Here is a 258-nt window from a genome sequence, read left to right as displayed (position 1 = left end):
ATTAGGAATAATGGGTGGAAAGTGATTGCGAGAAAATCAAATAGGCGAAAATTGTATGGGAAGAAAATATTGTAAATTATACACACTTTGTATATAATGTATATAAAGTGTATATACATTATTTTAAAAAGAGGTATTTGTATGCAAATAATAATATCCAATATTTCAAAAGAACCAATTTATGAGCAGATTTATGTGCAAGTTAAGAAACAAATTTTGACGAATGAACTGAAAGCAGGGGCGGCTTTACCATCTATG

At 28.7% G+C, this 258-nt stretch carries 1 pseudogene; it reads left to right on the top strand.

What is annotated here, in order from left to right:
- Positions 1-141 precede the first annotated feature (141 nt).
- A pseudogene (locus V7149_RS25880) lies at positions 142-258 on the top strand (GntR family transcriptional regulator); the annotation flags it as partial.

This window comes from Bacillus sp. JJ1503 (assembly GCF_036965125.1).
Classification (GTDB): domain Bacteria; phylum Bacillota; class Bacilli; order Bacillales; family Cytobacillaceae; genus Cytobacillus.
The sequence above is the reverse complement of the archived record's forward strand: the minus strand, read 5'-3'. Positions and strand labels throughout refer to the sequence as shown.